This window comes from Robiginitalea sp. (assembly GCF_049588695.1).
Lineage (GTDB): Bacteria > Bacteroidota > Bacteroidia > Flavobacteriales > Flavobacteriaceae > Robiginitalea.
This window is the reverse complement of record NZ_JBAVZJ010000574.1, coordinates 1-2,350: the sequence shown is the minus strand read 5'-3', so window position 1 is coordinate 2,350 and position 2,350 is coordinate 1. Positions and strand designations below refer to the sequence as shown.

Sequence of the window (2,350 nt, the reverse complement as noted above, 5' to 3'; positions counted from 1 at the left end):
CGACGCCCTTCTGGAACTCGGGAACTCCTATGTTCAGGAAGGGGAAAATACCCAGGCAGTTGAGGCATATGACCGCCTGATAAATTCCTACAGGATGAGCTCTCTGGTACCCACCGCCATGATGCGTAAAGGGCTGGTCTACTACAATGGGGGGGATAACCAAAAGGCACTTGAGGTCTTTAAAACGGTCGCCCGGGATTATCCGGAAAGTGATCAGGCTGTCCAGGCCGTGCAGACGGCCAAACTCATCTATGTGGATATGGGCGAGGTAGATGCGTATGCCCAATGGGTACGCGGTTTGGACTATGTGGAAGTGACTGATCAGGAGCTGGAGGCGGCCTCCTATGAAGCTGCGGAACGGCAATATATGGAAGGAAATACGACACGAGCGGAAAAGGCTTTTGTTTCCTACCTCCAGCAGTTTCCCAATGGAGGGCGGAATATAGAAGCGCGGTTTCGTTTGGCCTCGCTGTATTTTGACAAAGGGGAGTCCGGGAAAGCCCTGGATTACTTTAAAACCGTAGCTGAGTCCGGAAGTGGGGAGACGGCTGAACAATCCCTTACCAGAGTCTGTGAAATCCTGATCTCAGAGGACGGATATTCACAAGCCCTTCCGTATTTACAACGTCTTGAAAGTGTGGCGGACATCCCACAAAACCGGACCTATGCGCAATCGAACCTGATGAAAGCATATTACGAGAACGAGCAATACACCCAGGTGAAGGAGTACGCCCAAAGAGTCCTGGAGAATCCTGCCCTGGATGAGCGAATTCGCTCTGATGCACGTTTGATGAGGGCCCGCGCAGCACTGAAAACCGAAGATGCACGTGGAGCCCGTGTAGCTTATGCAGAGGTCCTGGAAACCGGGGGACGGGAAGCCAAAGCTGAAGCCCTGTATTACCAAGCTCTTTTCGCAAGGGAGGACGGGGACCCTGAAGGTTCGAATACGGCTTTGCAGCAGCTGGTTCGGGATTATGCAACCTACCGCGAATGGGGCGGGAAGGGACTTATCCTTATGGCCCTCAATTTTGATGACCTGGGCGATGTTTTCCAGGCGACCTACATCCTGGAGAGTGTTGTGTCTAATTTTGAAGAATATCCTGAAATCACCAGGGAAGCGGGCAGGGAACTCGCCAAAATCAAAAGTCGGGAAGCCACCCGTAACGCATCTGTAAAACCCGAAGGTAATTAAAGAAGCACGCCGGATATGACAATGACGAGAATCTTACTTTTAAGCCTGATGCTTTTTTCTTTGGGTTCTTTAAGCGCCCAGGAAAAGGACTTGGGAACGGAGACGGTAACGGTAGTGCGTTCCTATCGCCCTACCGTATCCGAAGCCTATAAAATCCGGCCCGTACCGAAGCTTAACGATAGTATTGTAGCGCGTAAAATCCCGATTCAGTACAGTATTTTTTCGGTCCCCGTCGCTTCTACTTTCGTACCGGCAAAGGGTCAGGCTGCCACGGTGGCCAAAACGGAACGGGAGCCGTTGTTCAATACCTACGCATCCTTCGGGTTGGGAAATTATACCAATGCACTGGCCGATTTCTACACCAGCCTGGACTATGATCGGGGAAAGCAGCTTCTCGATCTGGGTTTCAACCACTTCTCCTCCCGGGGGGATATTGACCAAACATTTTTGAATACGGATTTTTACAATACGAAATTGGACGTAACCTATGCCCGGCGGGAAAGGGATTGGGACTGGAATCTGGGGGCCGGGGTCTCCCATAGAAAATACAATTGGTACGGGCTTCCTGAAGATGTCTCTGAAGCAGATATCCCCGGATCGATAGATGAAGCCCAGAATTACTTCATGGCAGAACTCAAAGGAGGGGTAAATCTGTCCGATAGCTTTTTCCGTGAGGGAGCAGTACTCGTGCGTGGCTTTTGGGACGCTGCGGGGAGCGGCGAACAGCGCATGGCTTTCAATGGCGATTTAGAACTCCCGATTACCGCGGAGACTTTTACCCTGGGGGTCCATGTAGACTATGTTGGGGGTGAGTTCGACAATGGGCCACTCACCCAGTTGCAACCAGAACCCGGAATTGCTTACAGTTACCTGCAGGCCGGAATCCAACCAGGGGTAGTTTTGCTCCGCGACAACCTGAAACTGGAGCTCGCAGCCAAAATTGTCCTGGGTCTTGATACTGAGAATAACGAAACGGACTTTTATATCTATCCTGCGGTCAACGCCTCTTATGCCCTGTCTGAGGATATGGCTATTGCTTATGCCGGGGTAGAAGGCGGACTGGTTCAGAACTCCTATTACGATTTCAGCGTTCAAAACCCATTTGTCTCCCCTACGCTTATGGTTATGCCCACAGACAGGCAGTATGAAGCCTATGTG

General features: G+C 51.3%; 1 protein-coding gene and 1 pseudogene. Both read left to right on the top strand.

Going from position 1 to position 2,350, the window contains the following annotated elements:
* A partial coding sequence (locus WBV75_RS13195) for a tetratricopeptide repeat protein (RefSeq protein ID WP_424121051.1) occupies nucleotides 1–1,192 on the top strand: 1,192 nt, incomplete at its 5' end.
* 15 nt (nucleotides 1,193–1,207) lie between these two features.
* Nucleotides 1,208–2,350 (top strand): annotated as a pseudogene (locus WBV75_RS13190) (TonB-dependent receptor); the annotation flags it as partial.